The 20,884-nt window shown below is 46.8% G+C and carries 14 protein-coding genes; 3 read left to right on the forward strand and 11 right to left on the reverse strand.

Features of this window, described 5'->3' with window-relative positions:
- Positions 1–195 precede the first annotated feature (195 nt).
- From rodA to DWZ03_RS12200, 9 genes are all read right to left on the reverse strand, one after another.
- Positions 196–1,653, reverse strand: coding sequence for a rod shape-determining protein RodA (rodA, locus tag DWZ03_RS12160; protein ID WP_117720909.1), 1,458 nt, complete (start codon positions 1,651–1,653; stop codon positions 196–198).
- A gap of 91 nt (positions 1,654–1,744) precedes the next feature.
- Positions 1,745–3,613 carry a penicillin-binding protein 2 gene (gene mrdA / locus DWZ03_RS12165; protein ID WP_034523063.1) on the reverse strand — a complete coding sequence of 623 codons (1,869 nt, stop codon included), beginning with the start codon at positions 3,611–3,613 and terminating at the stop codon, positions 1,745–1,747.
- Between the two features lie 19 nt (positions 3,614–3,632).
- Complete coding sequence (gene mreD, locus DWZ03_RS12170) at positions 3,633–4,136, reverse strand: rod shape-determining protein MreD (RefSeq protein ID WP_005828540.1); 504 nt, start codon at positions 4,134–4,136, stop codon at positions 3,633–3,635.
- A 106-nt stretch (positions 4,137–4,242) separates the two neighbouring features.
- Positions 4,243–5,088 (reverse strand): rod shape-determining protein MreC, encoded by an 846-nt coding sequence (mreC, locus tag DWZ03_RS12175; RefSeq protein ID WP_005828542.1) that lies wholly within the window; start codon positions 5,086–5,088, stop codon positions 4,243–4,245.
- Entirely contained in the window at positions 5,088–6,110 is a 1,023-nt protein-coding gene (locus DWZ03_RS12180) for a rod shape-determining protein (protein ID WP_005828544.1), read from the reverse strand. Before DWZ03_RS12180 ends, mreC begins: the two co-directional genes overlap by 1 nt.
- Before the next feature lie 129 nt (positions 6,111–6,239).
- On the reverse strand, positions 6,240–7,763 hold the full coding sequence (gene purH, locus DWZ03_RS12185) for a bifunctional phosphoribosylaminoimidazolecarboxamide formyltransferase/IMP cyclohydrolase (protein ID WP_117681358.1): 1,524 nt from the start codon (positions 7,761–7,763) through the stop codon (positions 6,240–6,242).
- A 160-nt stretch (positions 7,764–7,923) separates the two neighbouring features.
- Entirely contained in the window at positions 7,924–9,960 is a 2,037-nt protein-coding gene (locus DWZ03_RS12190; protein WP_120130144.1) for a M13 family metallopeptidase, read from the reverse strand.
- Between the two features lie 20 nt (positions 9,961–9,980).
- Entirely contained in the window at positions 9,981–11,942 is a 1,962-nt protein-coding gene (locus tag DWZ03_RS12195) for an ABC-F family ATP-binding cassette domain-containing protein (RefSeq protein ID WP_120130176.1), read from the reverse strand.
- Between the two features lie 104 nt (positions 11,943–12,046).
- Positions 12,047–13,540 carry an ATP-binding protein gene (locus DWZ03_RS12200; RefSeq protein ID WP_120130146.1) on the reverse strand — a complete coding sequence of 498 codons (1,494 nt, stop codon included), beginning with the start codon at positions 13,538–13,540 and terminating at the stop codon, positions 12,047–12,049.
- 220 nt (positions 13,541–13,760) lie between these two features.
- Between DWZ03_RS12200 and DWZ03_RS12205 the strand changes: the two genes are divergently transcribed.
- The gene (locus DWZ03_RS12205; RefSeq protein WP_087333261.1) at positions 13,761–14,609 is read left to right on the forward strand and encodes a helix-turn-helix domain-containing protein; all 849 of its coding nucleotides are present in this window, start codon (positions 13,761–13,763) and stop codon (positions 14,607–14,609) included.
- Between the two features lie 74 nt (positions 14,610–14,683).
- Here DWZ03_RS12205 and DWZ03_RS12210 read toward each other — a convergent pair whose 3' ends face one another.
- Together DWZ03_RS12210 and DWZ03_RS12215 are read right to left on the reverse strand one after the other, a co-directional pair.
- Positions 14,684–15,460 (reverse strand): class I SAM-dependent methyltransferase, encoded by a 777-nt coding sequence (locus DWZ03_RS12210; RefSeq protein WP_057097267.1) that lies wholly within the window; start codon positions 15,458–15,460, stop codon positions 14,684–14,686.
- 233 nt (positions 15,461–15,693) lie between these two features.
- Complete coding sequence (locus DWZ03_RS12215) at positions 15,694–16,026, reverse strand: DUF3795 domain-containing protein (RefSeq protein ID WP_118264519.1); 333 nt, start codon at positions 16,024–16,026, stop codon at positions 15,694–15,696.
- A gap of 1,557 nt (positions 16,027–17,583) precedes the next feature.
- On the opposite strand from DWZ03_RS12215, the gene DWZ03_RS12225 reads away from it, so the two are divergent.
- Positions 17,584–17,799: a hypothetical protein gene (locus DWZ03_RS12225; RefSeq protein ID WP_005834933.1), complete on the forward strand. Its 216-nt coding sequence runs from the start codon at positions 17,584–17,586 to the stop codon at positions 17,797–17,799.
- A gap of 13 nt (positions 17,800–17,812) precedes the next feature.
- Positions 17,813–20,773, forward strand: a complete 2,961-nt coding sequence (locus DWZ03_RS12230; protein ID WP_120130149.1) for a fimbrillin family protein — start codon at positions 17,813–17,815, stop codon at positions 20,771–20,773.
- Positions 20,774–20,884: the final 111 nt, after the last annotated feature.

A 20,884-nucleotide genomic window follows, 5' to 3' on the forward strand; every position in this document is an offset into this window, starting at 1 on the left:
TACGCCAGGATGTAACGACGACCGTTACACCAGCATGTAAAGGGCGTTACAATATAGCGTAAAAGTCGTTACGATACAGCGTAAAGGACGTTACAATGCGGTGTAACGGACGTTACATTACGATGTAAACAATGTGTAAATGCAATGTAATGATAATCAAGTCCATTCGTATGTTCCACAAGGAAACGGTCACAACTAAATTCGGCGATTACGTCCCGCATCAATCCGCAGAAAGATAAACAGCAGGATTGTGAATCCCCAGAGAGAAGAACCTCCGTAACTGAAGAAAGGCAACGGGATACCGATGACGGGGGTCAGCCCCAGCACCATGCCTATATTGATGAATAGATGGAACAAGAATATACTAAGCACAGAATAACCATACACCCGGCCAAAGGGAGATTGCTGCCGCTCGGCCACGGCAATCAGCCGTAAAATAAGAATAAGGAACAGTAACAGTACAGCCGTGGACCCTACGAATCCTTCCTCCTCACCCACGGTGCAAAAAATGAAGTCCGTATCTTGCTCCGGCACATACTTCAGCTTTGTCTGCGTACCATTCAAGAAACCTTTGCCGGTCAGCCCCCCGGAGCCGATGGCTATCTTCGACTGGTTCACGTTATAGCCGGCACCAGCAAGGTCCTCTTCCATACCGAGCACCACCTTGATACGTATCTGTTGATGGGGCTCCAGCACTTTATTGAAGAAGTAGTCGCTGGAGTAGAGGAAACCTATCGAACCCAAAGCAAACAGCCCAATCAGAAAATAAGATAAATGGCGCTCGCTTAAAGAAAGAAAGACAAGATACCCGACAACAAGTGCACAAAGCCCCCACTGCACCCACACCAAGTTGAAGGGTACCACGTATTCCGAAATCAGATAAGCCACGAGCAGCACTCCCAGCGAACCGCCGATAATATTCCGTGTGGGTTCCCAGCGCTTTTTATAAACCCACACCATACCTCCGGCAAAGAGCAGTACCATCAGCAGTACGGCAAATTCTCCGATAGGCGTCGGTGTATCGGCAATCATCACCGCATCAAAACGGATGCCCACCACAAAGTAGGCCACTGCACATATACCCGAGAACAGTACCACGCCCGGCATTCCCTCCCGATAAAGCATCAGGAAAAATGCAGAATACACCAATGCCGAACCCGTCTCCCGCTGCAGGATAATCAGCAACATGGGGAAAAGAATCAAGAAAGCCAGCATAAGGGAGCTTTTCCAATTCTTCATCGTAAACGAGTAGGCGCTCATATACTTGGCAAGCGCCAGCGCCGTGGCAAACTTGGCAAACTCCGCCGGCTGCAAACTGACCGGCCCCAGAATGAGCCACGACCGCGACCCTTTCGTGTCGGGCGCAATGAATATCGTGACAATCAGCAACAGCATCAGCCCTATATATATAAGGTAGGAGAACATGTCATAGAGGGAATCATCCAGCATCAGCAGCACAAACCCCAGCCCGAAGGAACATATAATCCAGACAAACTGCTTGCCGGCACGCGTAGAGAAGTCCAGAAAGTCACGGTCACCATAATCATAACTCGCCCCACAGACACTGAACCAGCCGAATACAATCAGCAGCAGGTAAACGACAATCGTCACCCAGTCCAATGATTTCCATATGCTATCTCTCCTTGTCACCAATTTATTTACGATTTTACTATTTACTATTTACTATTTACTATTGAAGTCACTCACCGTTCATCCCTAACCCCTAATCCTTAATCCCTAATCATCATCTCTCCTCATCTCCGTAAAGTATCACCCGGTTACTGAATTCTTCCGCCCGTATCTCATTCTCGGGCGACAGCTTTCCATGCAGATACTGGTCCATCATCATGGCACCGATAGGTACGCCATACGTGGCACCGAAACCACCGTTCTCCACATAGACGGCAATGGCTATCTTAGGGTTGTCCATCGGGGCAAAGCCCATAAAGACAGAATGGTCCTTGCCGCGGTTCTGTGCCGTGCCCGTCTTTCCGCAGACCTCCACACCCGGCAGGATGGCTCCCGCCATGCGGCAAGTGGCGCTACCCGTACTTCCGTCTACAGCGGCACGCATGCCTTTCACCACCATTTCATAATATTCGCGGTCGATGGTGGGATAACGGGGATTGCGATAGATGCTGTCCAGTTCATTGTCTTCTATCTCCTTCACGATGTGCGGAGTAATGAAATGCCCCCGGTTGGCAATGGTGGCACCCAGATTGGCTATCTGCAACGGGGTGGCGAGAATCTCTCCCTGCCCGATGGAGATACTAATCACCGTCAGACCGTTCCACGAACCCCGATAGGGCTTGTCGTAGAACTTTGCATTCGGTATCAGTCCACGCTGTTCGCCGGGGAGGTCGGTACCGAGCCGATAGCCGAAGCCCTGCGATACCATGTGGTCTTTCCATACGGTAATGGCATTCTGCGGCGAACCGTATTTTTTATCACCGAACATGCGATACAATCCCCAACAGAAATAGGAATTACAAGAGGTAGCGATGGCAGGAATCAGCGACAGAGGCGAACCATGTCCGTGACATCCCACATGAAGGCCTTTATGATTGAAACCATGCGCACAAGGGAAAGTCGGATAATCTTCGTGGATAATCTCTTCCTGAAGGAAAGTCAGTGCCTGCGCCGTCTTGAAGGTGGAGCCCGGCGGATAAGCTCCCATGATGGCACGGTTCAACAAAGGCTTCCGCTTGTCCATCTGCAGCAGGCGGTGGTTCTTTCCCCGCTGGCGCCCTATCATCAGATGAGGGTCAAAGGTAGGCGAGGAAACCATGCACAGAATCTCACCCGTAGCCGGTTCGATGGCCACAATGGCACCGATTTTGTGTTGGAGCAGTCGTTCTCCCAACATCTGAAGGTCAATGTCGATGCCCAACGTCAGGTTCTTGCCGGGTACGGAGGAACGGTCCAACTGTCCGTCCATGTAGTGTCCCTGGATGCGCCCGTGAGCGTCACGAAGCAGAATCTCCACCCCCTTCTCTCCACGCAGATACTTTTCATAGGATTTCTCGATGCCTTGCTTGCCTATATAGTCTCCGCGAATATAATAGTCATCGTTCTCAATGTCTTTCTTGGACACTTCGCCGATGTCTCCCAGCAAATGGCCGGCAGAGTTATAGGTATATTGACGGATAGTACGCCGCTGAATATAGAAACCTGGAAATTTGAACAGCTTCTCCTGAAACACACCGCACTCTTCGGCAGAAAGCTGCGTCATGAACACCTGATGGGTGTATTTGGAATAACCGGGATTCATCCAGCGGTTCTTGACGTCCTTCATCCGTTTGTCAAACTGCTCACGGGTAATGTTCAAGGCACTGCAAAGGTCGAGTGTATCCAGCTGCGTCACCTCCCGAGGCACAAACGTAATATCATAGGCAGGCTGGTTAAACACGAGCAACTTACCGTTACGGTCGTAGATAGCCCCCCGTGATGGATATTGTATCTTGTTCAGAAAAGCGTTACTGTCCGCGTTCTTCTTGTAGTCATCAGTCATGATTTGCAGGTCGAACAGCCGGAACACGTAAATAAGAACGATGACAATAGCCGCCGCTCCAATTACATATTTCCGCTTTTCCAGTGTATAGTCTTTCATCAATTCCTAATCCTTAATCCCTTTATCCTTTCTTTCTTATTCCCTCAACAGCCATAATGCAGGTCACAGTAAGCAGGGTACTTGCCGCAATTCTCAACAACAGCGTACCAATATGGGCAAAAGAGAAGAATTCGAGGGTAAGCAACAAGCCGTGATGTATCAGCACACTCACAACCAGATATTTCAGGAAAGGAAGAATCCCCATTGTACGGATGGCCGGAACCAGTGTATCCAGCGTGTCACGAGGCACGAACAGCCGCAGGAAAGTGGGGCGCAAGAAAGCCAGCAACACCGTAGCGGCAGCGTTCATCCCCGGTGTGTCGGAAAAGACGTCGACAGCCAGCCCTAAAAAGAATGCCCACAACATCAACGCATTGCGGGGAGTGTCCGACTCAAACTTCAGTATCAAGTAGATATACAGAAATGGAGTGGCATATCCTGCAATATGCACATTGTTCAATATCAGCACCTGCAACAGTACCAAGCCTATGAACCATCCTATTTTATGCAGATAATTAATTAACAACGCTAATGAGTTATAAGTTACGAGTTACAAGTTATTGAGTGTATAAGTTATAAGATATAAAGATGATTAATCCCTAATCCTTAACCCCTAATCCCTAATTTCTTAGTCACTTCTCGTCCGCCCTCGACTCCAATGCCTTTTGTTCATCCTGCCCGTTGCGGGAAATGACGCGCACATTGCTCACCTTTCCAAAGTCCGTAGCCAGCTTTATCTTCAACAGATACGAAAGCCCGTCGTGCGAGTCAGACATGTCATCCACCGTCCCCACCATGACACCTTCTGGAAACACGGTGGAATAGCCGCTGGTCACTACTGTATCTCCCAGATTGAATTCGGCATGCCGGGGCAAATCCTTCAGATAGGCAAAACGGGAATTACCTCCCTCCCACTTCAAATAACCGAAATAATCACTGCCCACAATCTTACAGCTGATGCTCGACTTGCTGTTCAGCAACGGAATAACCAACGAGTAATGGGGAGAGGTCTTATACACAATACCCACCACGCCATTGGCATCTACAACTCCCATCTCAGGACGGATACCTTCTGTTGTTCCACGGTCTAAAGTGATATAATTGTCAGCCTTGTTCAAGCTGTTCTTTATGACATTCGCCTTGAATATCTGATACTCCGTAGGAGCAAGCCGTTCCATGCTGTACAACCTGGCGGAGTCCAATCCTTTCTCCTTCAAGACATTTTCCAGAAACGAAAGCCGCTGCTCCAGCCACATGTTGCGGTCGAGCAGGTCTTCGTTGGCCGTCTTCAAGTGGAAATAGGAAGTGATGCCACCCGATATTTCATAAACCTTCCCCGCCACGCCATTGGCAGAGGTGAAATACACACTCTGCTGGTAATGATTAAAGCGAAATAATAAAATAAAACTGGCAACCTCTAACAGAAGAAAGAGGAACCAGTAATTATATTTAATGAGAAAGTTTAATAAATTTCGCATTACCGCATCAAGAATGAGAAGCGGTCAACGTTCTTCAATGCCACGCCCGTACCTTTGGCAACGGCATGCAAGGGGTCTTCCGCAATGTGGAACGGTATGTTTATTTTATCAGTCAGACGCTTATCCAGTCCACGAAGCAATGCACCGCCACCGGCAAGATAGATACCGTTGTGAACGATGTCGGCATACAATTCGGGAGGCGTATTTTCCAATGCGCTCAAGATGGCTGTCTCAATCTTAGAGATAGACTTCTCCAAGCAATGCGCCACTTCCTGATAGCATACCGGCACTTCCATGGGCAATGCCGTGATGCGGTTCGGACCATGAACGATATAGTCTTCAGGAGCATCCTCACCGAGTTCCGTCAAGGCAGCACCCACATTAATCTTAATACGCTCAGCCATACGCTCGCTGACCTTCACGTTGTGCTGGCGGCTCATGTATTCCTGAATATCGGCAGTCAAGTCGTCACCGGCAATGCGGATGGAGTTGTTACTTACGATACCTCCCAAAGAGATAACGGCAATTTCCGTAGAACCACCACCTATGTCAACAATCATGTTGCCTTCGGGAGCCTCTACATCGATACCGATACCGATGGCAGCAGCCATCGGCTCGAAAATCAAATAAACGTCGCGCCCGCCGGCATGCTCGGCAGAGTCGCGCACGGCACGCAGCTCCACTTCGGTACTGCCCGAAGGAACCCCGATTACCATGCGGAGTGACGGAGAGAAGAGACGGTTACGGTTGTTCACCATCTTGATAAGTCCGCGTATCATCTGCTCGCAGGCATAGAAGTCGGCAATCACACCGTCGCGCAACGGACGGATGGTACGTATGTTTTCGTGGGTCTTTTCGTGCATCATCTTTGCCTTGTCACCCACGGCAATCATCTTATCGGTACGACGGTCCAAAGCCACCACCGAAGGCTCATCCACCACAATCTTGCCATTCGTGGTGATGATGGTATTGGCTGTGCCAAGGTCCATCGCTATTTCTTGTGTAAAGGAGAATAATCCCATTAATATTTACGATTTAACTATTTACGATTTACGATTGATATTCCTCTTCTTTACAATTTGAGATTCAGACTTACGATGTAACTTCAATCGTAAATCGTAAATCGTAAATCGTCAAATCGTAAATCCGAATTAGTGTTTAAAGTGACGGAATCCCGTAGTCACCATGGCAATGCCATGCTCGTTGCAATATTCAAACGAGAGTTCATCCTTGATGCTTCCACCCGGCTGGATGACGGCTGTTACGCCTTCATTGCCGGCAATTTCCACGCAGTCGGGGAAAGGGAAGAATGCGTCACTTGCCATTACAGCGCCATTCAAGTCGAAACCGAAGTTTTTGGCTTTCTCGATAGCCTGCTTCAAAGCATCCACACGGCTGGTCTGACCTACACCACTTGCCAACAACTGCTTTCCTTTTGCCAGCACAATGGCATTCGACTTACTGTTCTTCACAATCTTGTTTGCAAAGAGCATATCCTCAATTTCCTGTGCAGTGGGAGCCTTCGTAGTTACAGTCTTCAATTCTTCTGGAGTTTCCACCTTAAGGTCGCGGTCCTGAACCAATACGCCATTCAGCAAAGAACGGAACTGCTTCTTAGGCAAAGCTGCCGGCTTGCGAACCAGGATAATACGGTTCTTCTTCTGACCGAGGATTTCCAACGCATCCACATCATAATCGGGAGCGATAATTACCTCAAAGAATATCTTATTGATTTCTTCGGCAGCAGCCTTGTCAACCACGGCATTCGTGATGAGCACACCACCGAAAGCAGAAACCGGGTCACCGGCAAGCGCATCGTTCCATGCTTCGAGTACAGTGGGACGTGAGGCCAATCCACAAGCATTGTTATGTTTCAGGATAGCGAAAGTAGTATCCTTAAATTCATCAATCAAGTCAACGGCAGCATTGATGTCGAGCAGGTTGTTATAAGAGATTTCCTTACCGTGAATCTGGTCGAACATAGCATCCAGATTGCCATAGAAATAACCTTTCTGATGCGGATTCTCACCATAGCGTAAAGTCTTCTGGCTGTTGGCAGAGCAACGGAAAGCGGAACCTTCCTCACCATCGAAATAGTTGAAGATGGCAGAATCATAGTGTGAAGACACTCCGAAAGCCTCTTTGGCAAACCAACGGCGTTCTTCGATGGTAGTAGTGGCTCCGTGTTCCATCAGCATGTCGCGGAACGGCTGATATTGTGCTTGCGAAGCGATGATAACCACGTCGTTATAGTTCTTGGCTGCGGCACGAATTAGGGAGATACCGCCTATGTCAATCTTTTCGATGATGGCAGGTTCTTCGGCACCACTGGCAACGGTAGCCTCAAACGGATAGAGGTCAACAATGACGAGGTCTATTTCGGGGATTTCATATTTTTCAATCTGTTGCATGTCTTGCTCCAATCCGCGGCGGCAAAGAATACCTCCAAAAACCTTCGGATGCAAAGTCTTCACGCGTCCGCCCAGGATGGAAGGGTATGTAGTGAGGTCTTCCACTGCCTTGCAGGGATAACCCAGGGATTCTATAAACTGACGTGTTCCACCGGTTGAGAGGAACTCTACACCTTCTTCATGCAGTTTGGTAATGATTTCGTCCAAACCTTCCTTATGGTAAACAGATACCAGAGCTGTTTTGATTCTTTTTGTTTCAGACATGGATTTGCGTATTAAAGTATGCGTATATTAGTATTTGATGCGCAAAGTTACAAATTTTGTTTATTCATACATACATTCATACACAATAAATTAGGTATAATTAAAAAAGGCGGCATCTGTTTCCAGTCTGCCGCCTTTTTTTAAGGGTTATTTTGTTGGTTTACCAAATAGATACACGTTTTTCTACCGGCAAGAACATCGGGTCTTTTTCTGTCACGTTGAATGCCTCATACCAAGCACCGATTTGCGGCAATGCACCGTTTACGCGCCATTCGCCCAATGAGTGCACATCACTTTTTGTGCGGTTCAGCACTTCTTCGGGACGGATATCATTAGCCCATACACCTGCGTATGCCAGGAAGAAACGTTGTTCGGGAGTAAGACCGTCCAGCACCGGCAGCGGATTGGCAGCCGTAGCTTTCTTGAATGCCTGATAAGAAACCTGCAGACCACCGTGGTCGGCAATATTCTCACCCAATGTCATGCGTCCGTTGGCATATACACCCGGAGCAACCTCGATGCTATCAAAGAAGTTTACCATCACCTGGGCACGCTCGTCAAAGTTCTTGGCATCTTCAGCAGTCCACCAGTCTTTCAGGTTACCGTCCTTGTCGTACTGGCGACCCTGGTCGTCGAATCCGTGAGTCATTTCATGACCGATTACCACACCGATGGCACCGTAGTTGAAGGCGTCATCCGCATTCATATCGAAGAAAGGATATTGCAGGATACCGGCGGGGAAACAGATTTCGTTGGTGGTCGGGTTATAGTAAGCGTTGACGGTCTGCGGAGTCATCAGCCATTCGTCCTTATCCACCGGCTTGCCGGCCTTGGCTATCATTTCGGCATGGCTCCACTCGTTGGCACGTTCCATGTTTGCCCAGTAAGAGTCGTTTTTGATTTCCAGTGTGGAGTAGTCTTTCCAAGTGTCGGGATAACCAATCTTCACATGGAAGGTAGCCAGTTTCTCCAGAGCTTTCACCTTAGTGGAATCACCCATCCAGGCAAGATTCTGGATACGTTCGCCCAGGCTTTCCTGCAAGTTCTTCACCAAAGTCACCATACGCTCCTTGGCAGCAGCAGGGAAATATTTCTCCACGTACATCTGACCTACAGCTTCGCCCAGCGCGCTGCTTACAGTGCTTACCGCTCTCTTCCAGCGAGGCTGCATTTCTTGTGTACCGCTCATGGTGCGGCTGTAGAAGTCGAAGTTCTGTTCTGCCATAGCATCGTTCAACAAGCTTGCGGCAGAATCAATCAATTTCCATTGCAGATAAAGGCTCTGCTGTTCAATGGGCAGCGTATCCAGAATATCGGCGGCAGCTTTCAGTGAAGCGGGCTGGCCTACGATGATTTCCTTCACATCCTTCAAGCCCATGGCAGACAAATAAGCATCCCAATCGAAAGTAGGATAATTCTTCTTCAACTCTTCCATGCTCATCTTGTTATAATTGGCATGCGGGTCACGCAACTCCGTACGAGAGCGGAAAGCCTTGGCAAGACGTGTTTCCACATCCATCACCACCTCCATACCTTTCTTGGCAGTAGCCTCGTCGAAACCAGCCAACTTATACATCTTCTGTACATGTGTACGGAAAGCATCACGAATTTTGGCAGTAGCCTCATCATTCTCCAGATAGTATTCACGTTCGCCCATGCTCAGCCCGGTCTGATAGGTCTGTACAGCATTCATGCTACTGTTCATTTCGTCAGCGCCAACATACAGCACGTTGTAGGCGATGATGCCTTTCTTCTGCATATCGCCCAGCAAGGCATAAAGCTCTTTCTTGTCCTTCAAAGCAGCCAGCTGGTCGAGTTCAGCCTTGATGGGAGCTACACCATCTTTGTTCAGCTTCACGCTGTCCATTACGATTTTGTACAAGTCACCGATTTTTTGTGCCACGCTGCCGGCTTCGTGCTGGGTAGCGGCAAGTTCTTCAATCAGTCCTTGAATCTGCTTGCGGTTGTTTTCTGCAAGGATAGTAAAAGAACCGTACTGTGAGTATTCAGCAGGAATCGGATTGTTCTTCATCCAACCGCCACATGCGTATTGGTAAAAGTCAGTTCCGGGTAGAGCCGTTGTGTCAAGATTGGCGAGCTGGATGCCTGCTGTAAGTTCAGCCTGCTGCTTGCCGGTGTTGCAGGATGCCGTCATCAGACAGAATGCTGCAATGGGTAACAAATGATTTGCTTTCATAAATACATAAAATATAATAGTTAGTGATTCTCCAACTCTACAGTAGCCGCGTCCCACTCTTCCATCACACGGTCAAGCTGCTCTTTCAGTTTTTGGTGCTGCTCATAAAGCGACATGTCCGAAGCACCCTCCGGTGTAGCCATCCTAGCCTCAAGAATGGCAATGGCAGCCTCCGTCTGCTCTATCTCCGCTTCACAATCGGCAACGCGGCGTTCCAGCTTCTTAAGTTTCTTGTTAAGCTCCTTCTGCTCCTCATAGGAGAGTTTGGCAGCCGAGGGCTGAGCCGGTTCTGCACCAGCATTTCCTGATGCCGCCTTACCGGCAGTGGGCGAAGCGGAAAGTGAAGGAGATTTCTGTAACTCATTCAGGCTCTCTATCTGCTTCTTTTGCAGGAAATCATAAATTCCTCCCAAATGTTCCTTCACCAGTCCGCCACCAAACTCGTATACTTTAGTCGCAAGTCCGTCCAAAAAATCACGGTCATGACTGACTATTATCACCGTTCCGTCAAAATCGCGGATAGCCTCCTTCAGCACATCTTTGGAACGCATGTCAAGATGATTCGTAGGTTCGTCGAGAATCAGAAAATTCACCGGCTCCAACAGCAGTTTTATCATGGCAAGCCGGGTACGCTCTCCACCGCTGAGCACCTTCACCTTTTTATCCGAAGCCTCACCGCCGAACATGAAAGCACCTAGAATATCACGGATTTTGAGGCTGATATCCCCTACGGCCACGCGGTCAATCGTATCGAATACAGTCAGGCTCTCATCCAAAAGCTGTGCCTGGTTCTGGGCAAAATATCCAATCTGCACATTATGTCCCAGTGTAAGCTTACCGGTATAATCCGTAATCTCACCCATAATACACTTTACAAGCGTAGACTTACCTTCGCCGTTCTTACCGACAAAAGCAACCTTCTCTCCTCGGTTGATAGTCAAATTCACATCGTGGAAAACAACGTGCCCACCGTAGGATTTCTCCATATCCTCGCAGATAACGGGATAATTACCGCTACGGCTACTGCAAACAAACTTCAGGCGCAAAGAGGAGTTGTCTTCCTCATCCACTTCGATGCGCTCTATCTTTTCGAGCTGCTTGATGCGGCTCTGCACTTGCACAGCCTTGGTAGCTTTGTACCGGAAACGTTCGATGAAATCTTCCGTATCTTGTATCTGCTTCTGCTGATTCTCGTAAGCACGTAGTTGCTGCTCCCGGCGCTCCTTGCGAAGCACCACGAACTCATCGTATTTCACTTTATAGTCGTAAATGCGTCCACAAGTTATTTCGATGGTACGCGTAGTGACATTGTTCAAAAAGGCGCGGTCGTGGCTGACAAGCACCACCGCATTGGCACGGGTGGAAAGGAAGTTCTCCAACCACTGGATACTCTCGATGTCAAGGTGGTTGGTAGGCTCGTCGAGCAGCAACACATCCGGACGGCGAAGCAACAGCTTGGCAAGCTCTATACGCATACGCCAACCACCGGAAAACTCGCTTGTAGAGCGGTCAAAGTCCTCGCGGCTGAAGCCCAGCCCTTGGAGCGTGCGCTCTATTTCGGCACGGTAGTTGGTGCCGCCCATCATCAGAAAACGTTCGTTTTCGTGAGTGAAGCGGTCAATCAGTTTCTGGTAATCCTCGCTGTCGTAATCGGTACGTTCGGCAAGTTGCCGATTCATGCGTTCGATGCCCGCCTGCATCTCAAAAATATGCTCGAAGGCAAGTTCAGCCTCCTGCATTACGGTGCGCTTGTCACTGAGTATCATCACTTGGGGCAAATACCCGATAGTACATTCGCGAGGAACGGCAACAATGCCGGCAGTGGGCTGCTGAATGCCAGCCAATATCTTGAGCATGGTGGACTTACCGGCACCATTCTTGCCGACAAGAGCTATACGGTCTTTCTTATTGATAACATAAGAGACGTCTTCGAACAGAGGAGTGGCATTAAATTCTACCTTCAGTCCTTCTACAGATATCATAGTGTCAATGAATTTATCGTTCAAGACTGCAAAGGTAGCGATTTTCAACGTTATACAATATCATACGCTCACATAATTACATCAAATATCCAAGAAAGAGAACACTACTCCCGCATTTCCTGCGGAAGGACAATTGCAAAGCGGCTCCCCTTGCCAAGAGTTGAAGCCACTTCTATTTTTCCATGAAACCTTTCAACGATAGTCCTGCAAATGGCCAATCCCAATCCCGTGCCCTGCACAAAAGCATCTCCCTTATAGAAACGTTCAAAAATGTGCGCCAGAACTTCTTCCGACATGCCAGTTCCCGTATCTTCCACAAAGACTTCCAATGTAGCAAAGTCCTTCAGCCTATACCCTATGGTTATGCGTCCTTCAGCAGTGAACTTCACCGCATTATTGATAAGATTGTTGACAACTTGCCCCAAACGCGTAGGATCTGTATAGATAACTGCCGCCCGGTCCGGAAGGTCTAGCAGTAGCTCCACTCCTTTCCGAAGATTCATCTTCTGCGCACTGTAAATGCTTTCCAATATGCCATTTAAAGAAACCTTCTCAAAATGGAATTCCATCGTGTTCGATTCTATCTTGGACAAATCCAGAATATCTGAAATCAACACCATTAACAACTGGCTGTTCTTTTCAATCAAAGACGTAAATTCCATAATCTCCTGCCGCGACAAGTCGGCATCCCCACAAGCCAGTAGTGTAGAGAAGCCCACAATGGCATTTAGTGGCGTACGTATCTCGTGGCTCATATTAGCAAGAAATACGCTCTTCAACTCATCGCTACGTTGCGCTTTCTGCAAAGCCTCGTTCAATTTATTCTCCGTATCCTTGTATTTCTGCGTACTCATGCAAATACCGATGATACGGAACGGCAAATCCGTCAATTGTCCCACATAGGTAGATTGCGCCTCAAACCACTCCCACTTGCCGTCTCCCCTCCGTAGACGGTATTCCACTGGGCGTTCGTACAAATTACCACGCAACTGTAAAGCCAAAGCATCAAACACTCCCTTCCGGTCGTCCGGATGAATCAGAAATGCGAATTCCTCAGGCGTCAGCGTATAGTCACGCGTAGGAATCCCCAAATATTCAAAATAACGCGGTTCTATAATCATCAGATTATGTTCCATGTCGAAAGACCATTGAAATATCTGGGTGCGGCTCAGCGCAATATTCAGCAAATGCTTCTGTGTCCGTTCTTCCAACACATTCCTAAAATAGAGTACAATCCTCACCAATTGTCCATCTTCATGAATTCCCACCATAGCACCTTGTATCAGAAAACTGATACCACTCTTCAATTCACGTATAAAGCAATTGATATCTAAGGGAATAATCCGCACATCCCTCTCCCGAAGTTGCAGCAAAAGGTCTTCTAACACATTCTTTTTATCACATACCACTTCCAATAAGTCAGTGATACGCCGCCCTATCACATACTCATTCAAATGGAGTTCATTCATCACCTGCTGATTCAGACGCCAGATACAATCTTCCAAATCAATCATAATAATGCTGACGGGCCATGAGTTGAACAACTGCTCGGAGATGGCATTTATTATACGTACTTCTTGAGGAACATTCGGATTCATCAGAATTGTTTTATCATACAAGGAGCAAAGTTCGGGCTAAAATGCTTATGCCACAAACAAACCCTTATAAATCAATATTCCGTTTTAGCATGTATATATTCTATTATTCACAACTTTACCTTATTTAACAGAGACAAATTGAGCGTAATATTGATTTTAACTGTTATCTCTGTCATTTATACATTATTATCCCCCATTTTTGTGTCTTAAAATCTCCAACATGAATATATCCGAATTCAATATAAATGCCGAGTTCATTGCCTGCAATCATATCACAACCAATGAACTGAATCCGCTAGTGGAAAAGCCATACCACACCAAGGCCAGTATCTTCGCTCTATGCACCAAAGGAGTTCTGAAAACTATCATAAACCATACTCAATTCAGGGTTGAAGCTAACGCCCTCCTAGTTATTCCTCCCGAGACCTTCGTACAATTGCTACACACGTCAGACGATGCTGAAATATATGTCGTCATATTTTCCCAACAACTTATCCAGAGTTCAGGGGCCGGCAAGGTCATGATGGATAAGTTTCACATTATAGGCAAACACTATATTTTTCCTCTATCGAAAACGGACTTCCAGCTTTATGCCGAGTTCATGACCTATTTGTCACACCTCTACCAAAGAACAGAAAGCCCCTCAAGTCTAGTTTCATTGCAAACTCTACTGGCATATCTGTTACAAGGTATATCCGAACTCTGTCCGGAACGCCCTAGAATAAAAGAGACTCCGGGCAGCAGGCATTTCAACCAATACCGCATTTTTATCCGATTGGTACACACAGACTATGTCCGGGAGCATCAAGTGTCCTATTATGCATTGAAAATGAATATGAGACCGGCAGCTCTTTGCCGCCTTGTCAAAAAGGAATCAGGATATACAGCCATGGAAATCATCAACAATACTATCATCATGGATGCCAAAGCACAACTTTGTACCGCCAACACTCCGATAAAGGATATAGCCGTGAGTCTAGGTTTTAATAATGCGGCCTTCTTCAACAAATTCTTTAAACGTCATACGGGAATACCTCCTCAGAAGTTCCGTACATCCTCAAAACAATAAAATCCACTCAAAACACAAAATGCGGATATTCTGCCATGAGAATACCCGCATTCCTCAATAAGAGAAGTCTGCCATCAATCTACCTTCTTAGCAATAAAAAACACATAACCGTAGAATTCCTTATATTTGCCGTATAGTTCATCCTCAATCATTTGGAGTGAGCTGAACTCTTCGGCAATTTTATTACCGGCATATTTCTTACGGAAAATCTCCTGAGCCGCAACCTTTGAAGCAAAGTAATGCTCTGTCCAGCAATTCTCCGGCAGAATGAATGTAGCAACGGGGAGATAACCCGCCTTGTACAACTTGGCTACCTGATTGGGAAGTGTATCCATTTCAGAATAGGCGTCCATCCAGAAGTCATTGATTTCCGCAGGACGTTCGTCCGTAAACCATGAACTCTCGGATACGGCAATATACCCTCCCGGTTTCAGATATTTACGCCACTCCTTCAAGCCACGTTCAAAGCCGATGTTATAGATAGCACCTTCACACCAAATCATATCCAGCTCCTCCTCACCGAAAGGGAGGGCATCCATTGAACCGACAATTCCTTTTACTCTGTCCTGCAGGCCCAACTGCCTTGCATTACGGTTGAAGATGTCAATAAAGCCGGGGAAAAGGTCAATTCCGGTAATCCGCCCCGGCACATGCCCGGCTACTACTATTGTCTGACCACCCGTTCCACAACCTATATCGGCAATAAGGGATTTATCAGTAAGGCCGTCTACAAAGCTCAATGCCTTCAACGTCGCTTCGGGACTGCCAGGGCCTTGCCGTTCCATATTGGAGAAAAAGTCACAGATTAAACTAAGTTCGAAATCGTGGATGGTTTTATTTTCGTTACTCATTTTCTTACTATATTTTGCATATACGGAAAGTATCACAATACCTTCAGCATAATACGCGGATTAAACTTTAATTATAACAATAGAGAAACACTCTCGAAAGAAGTTATCCGAGAGTAAACGAAAGGGACAATCTGTGCAAGGAACACAGATTGTTTACAAAACCAAATCCGATTTAAATGTCTTTGTCATACTGCAAAGATAAGCAATATTTTATTTAATCAAAGAATTTACGGTTAATAAAGATTTTCCTTTGCACCGGGTGCATGCTGAAGAACGGCACCTACCACCTGGCAAGTATCCAGTTCCTTACAGTCACCGCAAGTATTGAAACCTTTTTCGTACACACATTTGCGGATAGCACAATAATCGCTGCAATAGGCAAACTTCACCCCGTCTGCACGGCACCCCATACAATGGATGGTTTCTGCCGTAATTTCCGGCGTATTGTTCAGCACACTCCACTCTTTGGCGGTTTTCTCTCTCAGCTCATCGTCATTATTGACAGTGGCTATACGGGCGGCGCAATTTTCGCAATCCAGTCCGCAACATGCAATTAATTGTTTCATCACTTGGTTATAACCATTTATGTGTTTCTCATAGCAAGCATTTGTCTACCTCCTCTTTATCTGAATTTAAGAGGAGGCAGACAGCCATGCTACAAATATACGGTTATTATTGTGTGAATGCCAAATTAATTTTCCATCACTTTGCTTCCACACTTCCACCCACCTCCTGCATCCCCCTGTCCATCGGCATTTGCCCTGCGGTGGAAGCAACCTGAAAAGGTGGAAGCAAAATTTGCTTCCACCTGCCTGAAACGCTTGAGTTTTGCAGTAAGCTGCTATCCCCTACCATAATACAGCATGCAGATTACATGAATCGGCAGGTTCGGTTTTCCTGCATTTTCGGGCTTGTCCTTACTGTGAAGTCAACGGATATGGAGTTGGACTGTAGGGGCATAGTAGGAGTTATCGGGAATCAAAGGCCGACTATGAATAATGCACTCTAATGTCTTTTACACCGTTGTATAATACGTTTGCGCCTTGTGCGCAATAGGTTCGGGCTACGTACTTCATCCGTAATAGCTCTGGAGTTAGTGACGCCTAACGGCCATGAACAACTCTGCTTACGGTCGTCAAGCGATCGCTTTATGGTCGAAAGCAGGGTTGTTCATGGCCGTTAGGCGTCATAAATTCCCTATGCCACAGCAGACAAACAAAGGGAGAAGAGCAAAGGAATACCTATGTTTTAGATAAAAATCCACAAGCTTTCACTCGTGCTCTCCATAGGTTATGAGAGCAGGCTTCGCGCTCTGTGCGATAAATTCCCATTTATCAGCAGGCATACTCACTTACGAAACTTCAATTACTTATATAAATTGTTTCAGCCAAAGGCAGTATGGACATTTGCAAAAATATGGAAAGTCTTATTATGAAAAATTGCTATGGCATCGACTTCCGTTCGTGGCGTAAAGAGCTACGTACACGTGAGAAAACCAAGCAGACACCCTGCAAACTGCCGGACAGAGTAAGCCGGAGTTTGCAGGGTGTTCTGTTTAAAGTATATCAAATCTCTGTTTTAATTTTGCTTAAAAAGATTTTATTCAGCTTCTTTTCGGTCTGTCTTCCTCTCTTTATTCGCCACATAGCCGCTATGCTCCTCAGAAAAACATCCTCAAAGACAATGCAGACAGTTACTAAATATTTGAAGGAGTTATCGGGAGTTAGAAGTGATAACTCTCCTAACTCCTATAAATGAAAGAGACGTGAGCCTTTCCCAAAAAAAATAGAGAAACATAGATACACTTAAACAAAAAACAATTATCTTTGTCACAAATTCGCTATAGCGTAGTGGGTTTATTTACATATTAGTAAGAGCATTATTGAAATTATCTTCTTTATTCAAACTTCGCAACTTTGAAAATTTCCCTGAAGATAACAACAAGGATGCTCACGTCTATGTTTATATGGTTTTCTCCCATCAGGGGGATGGTATATACACAAACGACGTGAGTGACTGTTGTATATCCAGGGAAAGGGCAATGCGAAGGCCTGAATAAAGGATATACAAACATAGTTACTCACGTTTTTTTTTATTGTTTAACCTTTAAATAATTTGTGTATATGAAACAGAACAAACCAGACGGTAGAGAAGCATACATCACTCCGTCTATCGAAGTTATCAAAATGGAGAATGAAGGAGTCATTGCAACAAGCGGCGAACCTTACCATCCCATTACGCGCTCCTATTCGGGCAGCACCTCTACCCATAGCTACAATTCGGCATCCAGCAGCGACTTGGAAGACCTAATCAATGACATCTTAACCGTAGAAAACTAAGGGGGACTTCATTATGATGAAATTAAGAAACCTTATGCAAGTTGCCTGCATGGCAACTGCTGCCTTGACCGCATTCAGTTGCAGCCAAGAGGAATTTGAAAACAGCGGGCGGAAAGGAAACATCACCGTTAACGCAACGTTTGAAGGCGCAGGTACCGACACCCGTACTACCGTAAACGATGAATACAAGATTCTATGGCAAGATACCGATGCCCTAGGGTTGTTCTGTAGTAATGCAGAAAGTAATTATAGCAATACAAAATTAGAATATGCAAGCGGTGCTGGTCAAACTTCCGCCACTTTCAACGGCAGCAAGCCAAGCGGAGAAACGGCTGTATTCTCCATCTATCCTTACCAACAAAACATGAGCGTAAGCGGCAATACATTGACCATGACTCTACCTGCCACGCTTACAAATTATAACGGCAGCAGCAATGGCCCGATGTATGCCAAGGTGACAAATCCCGACAATCTGAGCGCTCTGTCCTTCAAGCACATGGCAGCCATGATAAAACTGACCGTCAACAAGATTCCGGCAGAGGCCACTACTTTCAAGATTATTGCCTCCAATAACATTGCAGGTACTTGTACGGTAGACTTAACCGCAGCAGACCCGATACTGGCAGTAACGAGCGATGAAAGCAAGGAAATCACCGCCTCCTTCACAGCCTCAGCTGATATAAAGTCTCGCAACTTCTACATTCCTTTGCCCACAGGTACTTATAGTTCCATCACTGCCCAACTGACGAATGGAAGCGACAAGGTATATTTTACCAAGACGCTTAATGACAAAATCCTAGGCAGAAGAGACATATTGGTAGTACCTCCTTTGGATTGCGTTGTGGTAGAGGCTACAACCCCCAGTGCGCTTAGTACAGCTTTAGCTGATTCAAAAAATCTCCCACAAGAAGCACCGACAGCAGCAACCGTAACCGACATTGCAGTCAGCGGCAGCTTCAATACCACTTCCGGCAGCAACGACGGCATCGCCATCCCGGTTTTACAGAACTCGGACATCAACCTGGCGTTCAATACAGCCCCAACGACCAGTACTGCCGCTCCGTTGACGCTGACCGACAAGACCAATACCAGCATAGGTGCTCCCGCCGCCACTGCCACCAACAGTGTATCCTTGGCTGTGCCGGAAACCAATGCAGAGCAAGAAGCTCCTTCTGTAGCCATCACCATGCCAAGCACCACCGTTACATTGGCAGCAGTAGGCAATAAAGCCACTTACAATGAAGTGACTGCCACTACCGCCCAGCAGACATTGATTATCAATGCAGGCGTCACCGTAAAGAAGCTGACCGTAAAAGGCGGTAACTTGAAGATATATGGAAAGGTAGAACAATTGGTACACGATGCCGGCGATACCACAATCTATATAATAAAAGGAACCGAAGCATCACTTCCGGCAACAATCGACAGCAAATTTGTAGTTCAATCCGACGTGGCAGTCCTAAAGGCCGCTTTCGCCAACGGCGAAGATTTTAAATTGTCCGCCGATGCCGACATCACAGGGCAAAGCGTCAGTGTACCCGCCGGAAAGTCCGTGGTTCTTGACTTGAACGGATATACACTGACTGCCGACAACAGCGCAACAGGCAAAATCATCGTCTTGGGCAAGATGACACTGAAGGACAGCTCTACCGAGAAGAAAGGCAAGATAGTTGCCAGCCAGGATTATACAGCGGCTTCTTATAATGGCAGTCTGATTGAAATAGCCGGTGAAGATGCCTCCATGACCATGGAAAGCGGCAACATCAGTGCAGTCAGAAAGACTCCGAACAGTAACGGCCAATATGGCGTCGGAGTGACGGACGGTGGAGACTTCACCATGACAGGCGGCAAGATAGAAGCCGGATGGTTTGCAGTGGCAGGCAACGGCAATTACAAGACGCAGAACTCCATCATCAACATCACAGACGGAGAACTCATTTCTACTGCTGACTATGCAGTCTATCTGCCCCAATCCGGCACAACGACCATCAGTGGCGGCAAGGTTTATGGTGCCGCAGGAGGTGTATGCATCCAACGAGGCACTCTGAATGTGGAAGGTACAGCCTTGATTACCAGTAAAGGCACAGGTAGCACCGGCAACTGGGGCGACGGTACCGGAGGACTGGACTGCGCCGCCATCAACGTAAGTGGAGCATATGGCATTGCCACAGTAAACATCAAAGGCGGTACACTGATTGCCGAAGCAAAGTCACTCATCACAGAAGGCACCACTTATACACCGGTCATCAACGTTACCGGCGGTACATTCTCCGACCCAAGCGTACTGAAGTACATGGCAACCAACGCAACTGTGGATATAAAACTTCTCTCAAATATCAACATCGCCAAGACGGAGCTTGCCACAGGCTACATATTGAATGCTGCAAACGCAACGGCAAACTTAAACCTGAATGGCCACGACATCATCAATTCCTCAGAAACAGCTGATGCCACTCCTTTCACACAAATCTTTACTGTACAGAACGGAACACTAAACATTTCAGGCAACGGCAATGTGAAGTGCGATGCATCTGCTACAGCGAAAGACGATGGTTATCGCATGGTAATTGAAGCCCGAGGATACGGGACAGTAAATATTCATGGCGGTTCTTACTATAACACCCAGAAACTGAACACCCAGATAGACCTGATTTATGCAAGAGAGAATGGGAAAATCAATATCTATGGAGGAACATTTGAATCCGGCAAATATGGTACACCCAACAACGACACGGATGGCAGATACTGGGTACTGAACTTAAAGAATACAGACAAGAACACTGCCAGCATCCAGGTGTCCGGTGGAACGTTCATCAATTTCAACCCGGCAAATCCGAATATGGACGACAATGAATCCTATTTGGTAACAGGTTACGAGGTTACCCGTGACGGCAGTGTATATACAGCAGCCCACAAAGTCAACGATGGGAGGAAAGAATATATTGTTGGCCCAACAAGTCAGGAGAACCGATAAGCCAAATTCTAAGAAAGGAAGCAATATATCCTCGCAGACCAAACGAAGAGGTATCGGAATCGCCTTATTACTATCTTTTAGATGCGGCGGACAGCGGATTTTCTTTTATAA

The sequence above is a fragment of the Bacteroides sp. AF29-11 genome, from assembly GCF_003602895.1.
Classification (GTDB): Bacteria; Bacteroidota; Bacteroidia; order Bacteroidales; family Bacteroidaceae; genus Bacteroides; species Bacteroides uniformis.